The sequence below is a fragment of the Nocardiopsis lucentensis DSM 44048 genome, from assembly GCF_000341125.1.
In the GTDB taxonomy this organism is placed as follows: Bacteria; Actinomycetota; Actinomycetes; order Streptosporangiales; family Streptosporangiaceae; genus Nocardiopsis; species Nocardiopsis lucentensis.
Genome location: NZ_ANBC01000876.1, coordinates 1 through 4,133 on the forward strand (window position 1 = coordinate 1; position 4,133 = coordinate 4,133).

Genomic DNA, 4,133 nt, shown 5'->3' on the forward strand with positions numbered 1-4,133 from the left:
GCGTTCTCACGCCCTGGCGAACATCGGCGGGTCCAGCCGGGCGAACCCCTCCTGGCGGTGGTACGGCGAGCGGGGGTAGGGCGGCTCCTGGTGGCTGACGGCGTCCAGGCGCGCCACCTGCGCGGGGGTCAGGTCCCACCCGACCGCGCCCAGGTTCTCGCGCAGCTGGTCCTCATCGCGCGCGCCGACGATCACGGAGGAGACCGTGGGCCGGCGCAGCAGCCAGTTCATCGCGATCTGGGGGACGGTGCGGCCGGTCTCCTCGGCGATCTCGACCAGGACGTCGACCACGTCGAACAGGAGCTCCTCGTCCACGGCCGGTCCGAGGGAGGCGGTCCGGTGCAGGCGGCTGCGCTCGGGCAGCGGTGCGCCGCGACGGATCCGCCCGGTCAGCCGACCCCACGCCAGCGGGCTCCACACCAGTGCGCCCACCCCCTGGTCGGCGGCCAGCGGCATGAGTTCCCATTCGTATTCGCGGCCGACGAGCGAGTAGTAGACCTGGTGGGCGACGTACCGGGGCAGGCGCAGGCGGTCGGCTGCGGCCAGCGCCTTCATCAGCTGCCATCCCGCGTAGTTGGACACGCCCACGTAGCGGACCTTGCCGTCGCGCACGAGGGTGTCCAGCGCGGACAGGCTCTCCTCGACCGGAGTGGCGGCGTCGAATCCGTGCAGCTGGAGCAGGTCGACGCGGTCGGTGTCCAGACGGCGCAGCGCCCGTTCGGTGCCGTCGATGATCCGTGAGCGCGACGTGCCCGCGTCCTGGGGGCCCTCGCCCATGGGCAGGCCGAGCTTGGTGGAGATGAGCGCCCGGTCACGGCGGCCGCGCAGGGCCGCGCCCAAGGCCTCCTCTGCGGCGCCGTCGGAGTAGACGTCGGCGCTGTCGAACAGGGTCACCCCCGCCTCCAGGGCGATGTCGACCAGGCGGCGGGCCTGGCGGTGGTCGCCTGTGCCCCACTCGCCGAACAGCGGACCCCGGCCGGCGAAGGTTCCCGTGCCCAGACTCAGCTCGGGCACGCGCAGACCGCTCGCGCCCAGGGTTCGGTACTGCATGACGATCCTCCCACTCGAGCTCTAACGGGACACTAGTTCCGTTAGTATGAAGCGCACGCTAGCATGAAACGCGAGTTAACGGAACAGGAGTCCCTTTAATGGCGAGGGGTGAGGAGCCGGGCACCGTACGGCCCGGTGGGAGGACGGCGCGCGTGCGCGCGGCGGTGCTCCGCGCGGCGGGTGACGCGCTGGCCGAGCACGGAGTGGACCGGCTCGACCTGGCCGACGTGGCCAGGCGCGCCGAGGTCGGCAGGACGACCGTCTACCGCCGCTGGGGGAGCGTGCCCGCCCTGGTGGCCGACCTGTTGGAGGACATGGCCGAGCAGTCCCTGCCCAGGGCGGAGACGGGATCGCTGCTGGAGGACCTGACCGCCAACGCCCGCCTCGTGCGCACCACCCTGGCCGACCCCCGCCAGGGAGCGCTCTTTCGGGCCGTGATCGCCGCCGCCACCTGCGATGACCGGACCGCGCGGGCACTGCACCGGTTCTACGCCACCCGTATCGGGGAGTGGGCGCCCTGCGTGGACGCGGCCGTCGAGCGCGGGGAGGTGCCTCGGGGCACCGACGCCCGGGAGGTGGTTCGCGCGGTCTCGGCGCCGCTGTACTACCGCGCGCTCATGAGCGGCGACCCCCTGGACGAGGACAGCGCGCCGCGTGCGGCCCGGGCCGCGTTCGAGGCGGCCAGGGCCGGTGCGTACGTGCGCTCGTGAGGGGGCGGCCGTCCAGGCGACGCTCACCCGGGTCCGGGCGCGTCCAGGTTCCACGCGGCGGGCAGGTCCGCGTCGCAGAACACGCACGCGTAGAAGTCGTCCTTGACGAGGTTGCGCTCACCGCACTCCGGGCAGCGCCGGAAGACGAACGGCGACGTCAGACCGTCGGGACGGCCGATCCCGGCCCGGTCCAGAGCGGCGGCCACGGCCGGCCAGCAGTCGGGGTCGGGGCAGTACCCGGTCGACTGGTTGCTCACCTCGACCACGCGCCAGCCGTCCCCGCGCCGCCCGAAGGTCATCTCCCCGGCGGCCAGGACCCGCTCCCCTCCGGCGCAGACCACGTGCTCACCTCGCCGGGGAGCGAGGCGGAGCACACCGTCGACCCCGACGACGAAGGTGAACGGCTCCTCCCGCTCACCGGGTGCGCGCGTGGCCAACCACGCGGCCAGGTCGTCCGGTCCGCCCACGGGCTGACCGCCCGCCCCGGCGCGGACCAGGGCGAGCGGTTCGGCGGGGCCGACGTAGGCGTACCGACGGGAGGCGGAACCGGTCACCGCTCCGCGTCCCGGCGCGCCACCGAGGCCAGGTCGGCCTCGATCAGCGCCGCGGTCTCCAGCAGGGCGGGCAGTAGGCGTTCACGGACGTCCTCCAGCGAGGACCGGGCCGCGTGCGCGGACACGTTCACGGCCGCGACCACCCGGCCGCACGTGTCGCGGACGGGCGCGGCCAGGGCGCGCAGCCCCTCCTCCAGTTCCTGGTCCACGACCGCGTAGCCGAGGTGGCGCACGCGCACCACCTCGGCGCGCAGTTCGGCGGGGTCGGTGATGGTGTGCCGGGTGAGTTTCGGGAGTTCGGTCCCGGTGAGGAAGGTGTCGAGCGCCTCGTCGTCGAACCCGGCGAGCAGGACCCGGCCCATCGACGTCGCCGCCGCGGGGAAGCGGGTGCCCACGGTGATCGCCACGGTCATGATGCGCAGCGTGGCCACCCGGGCGACGTAGACGATCTCGTCGCCGTCCAGGACGGACACCGACGCCGACTCGCGGACCCGGGCCGACAGGTCTTCCAGATGCGGTTGGGCGACGTCGGGCAGTCCCGCGGAGCACACATAGGCGTAGCCGAGCTCCAGCACGCGCGGGGTCAGGGAGAACAAACGTCCGTCGGTGCGCACATAACCCAAGTCGGTCAGCGTGAGCAGGAAGCGCCGCGCGGCGGCGCGGGTCAGGTCGGTCGCACGGGCCACGTCGCTCAGGGTCATGGACGGCCGTTCGGCGGAGAAGGCGCGGATCACCGTCAGTCCCCGCTCCAGGGACTGCACGAAGTGGGTGCCGCGGGCCGGTTCGGCTTCGGTGGACATGGGGCCTTCCTGGTCGGGTCCGGGGGGTGGGCGGGAGCGGGAACGCCCGTGGTAGCTGCGATGTTGTCATACCGTTCGACCGTCGTCACTCCCCAGGGTGAGAGGATCGGCGGGCCGTGAACACGGGTAGGACCGGCGGCGTGGAAAGTACCGGCACCGAACGAGGAGGAACGCGATGAGCGTCGACGTCCACCACATCGAGAGCGGGCCCGAGGACGCCCCGCCGCTGGTGCTCGCGGGCTCACTGGGGTCCACGGTCCGGATGTGGGAGCCCCAGGTCGAGGCGCTCTCGGCCGCGTTCCGGGTGATCCGCTACGACCAGCGCGGCCACGGGGGCACCCCCGCCCCCCGGGGGCCCTATTCCATGGCCGACCTCGGCGGGGACGTCCTGCGACTCCTGGACCGGCTGGGCGTCGAGCGCGCCCACTTCGCCGGGCTGTCCCTCGGCGGCATGGTCGGCCAGTGGCTGGGTGTCCACGCACCCGAGCGGATCGACCGCCTCGCCCTGCTCGCCACCTCGCCGTACATGGGGCCGCCGAGCGTCTGGCGCGACCGGGCCGCCGTCGCCCGGGACCAGGGGCCGGCCGCGCTCGCCGACATGGTCGTGGAGCGGTGGTTCACCCCCGGTTTCGCCAAGGAGCACCCCGAGGACGTGATCCGCATGCGCGACGGTATCGCCGCCACCGACGCCGAGGGCTACGCGGGCTGCTGCGAGGCGATCGAACACCACGACGTGCGCGACGAGCTGCCGCGGATCCAGGCGTCGACCCTGGTCGTGGCGGGCGCTGACGATGCCGGCACGCCTGCGCGCGGCCACGGCGATCTCATCGCCGAGCGTGTGCCGGACGCGCGCATGGTGGTCCTCGACGACGCCGCCCACCTGCTCTCCTGGCAGCGTGCCACCAAGGTCAACGGTCTGCTGACCGAGCACTTCACCGGCTGAGCGCGGCGGACGGGGCCGTCCCGGAGGGCGGCGCCTCCGGGACGGGCAGCTCCTCGCGGCGGGCGCGGCGGCGTTC

General features: G+C 73.6%; 5 protein-coding genes. 2 read left to right on the plus strand and 3 right to left on the minus strand.

The features are described 5' to 3' along the window. Positions 1 to 6 precede the first annotated feature (6 nt). Positions 7 to 1,050: an aldo/keto reductase gene (locus tag D471_RS0130115; RefSeq protein WP_017602052.1), complete on the minus strand. Its 1,044-nt coding sequence runs from the start codon at positions 1,048 to 1,050 to the stop codon at positions 7 to 9. A 98-nt stretch (positions 1,051 to 1,148) separates the two neighbouring features. On the opposite strand from D471_RS0130115, the gene D471_RS0130120 reads away from it, so the two are divergent. Then, a complete protein-coding gene (locus D471_RS0130120) occupies positions 1,149 to 1,760 on the plus strand; it encodes a TetR/AcrR family transcriptional regulator (protein ID WP_026128235.1) in 612 nt (203 codons plus the stop codon). Positions 1,761 to 1,783: 23 nt separating this feature from the next. On the opposite strand, the gene D471_RS0130125 is transcribed toward D471_RS0130120, so the two are convergent. Both D471_RS0130125 and D471_RS0130130 read right to left on the minus strand, forming a co-directional pair. After that, positions 1,784 to 2,314 (minus strand): hypothetical protein, encoded by a 531-nt coding sequence (locus D471_RS0130125; RefSeq protein WP_017602054.1) that lies wholly within the window; start codon positions 2,312 to 2,314, stop codon positions 1,784 to 1,786. Next, on the minus strand, positions 2,311 to 3,114 hold the full coding sequence (locus tag D471_RS0130130; RefSeq protein ID WP_017602055.1) for an IclR family transcriptional regulator domain-containing protein: 804 nt from the start codon (positions 3,112 to 3,114) through the stop codon (positions 2,311 to 2,313). The genes D471_RS0130125 and D471_RS0130130 overlap by 4 nt, the downstream gene beginning before the upstream one ends. 175 nt (positions 3,115 to 3,289) lie before the next feature. Here D471_RS0130130 and pcaD point away from each other — a divergent pair, with 175 nt between their 5' ends. After that, on the plus strand, positions 3,290 to 4,057 hold the full coding sequence (gene pcaD / locus D471_RS0130135; RefSeq protein WP_017602056.1) for a 3-oxoadipate enol-lactonase: 768 nt from the start codon (positions 3,290 to 3,292) through the stop codon (positions 4,055 to 4,057). The last annotated feature ends 76 nt before the right edge of the window (positions 4,058 to 4,133 follow it).

What these genes read in the sequence shown, in the direction of transcription:
- D471_RS0130115 (WP_017602052.1), bottom strand. Translation starts at nt 1,050, where the DNA reads ATGCAGTACCGAACCCTGGGCGCGAGCGGTCTGCGCGTGCCCGAGCTG.
- D471_RS0130120 (WP_026128235.1), top strand. Translation starts at nt 1,149, where the DNA reads ATGGCGAGGGGTGAGGAGCCGGGCACCGTACGGCCCGGTGGGAGGACG.
- D471_RS0130130 (WP_017602055.1), bottom strand. Translation starts at nt 3,114, where the DNA reads ATGTCCACCGAAGCCGAACCGGCCCGCGGCACCCACTTCGTGCAGTCC.
- pcaD (WP_017602056.1), top strand. Translation starts at nt 3,290, where the DNA reads ATGAGCGTCGACGTCCACCACATCGAGAGCGGGCCCGAGGACGCCCCG.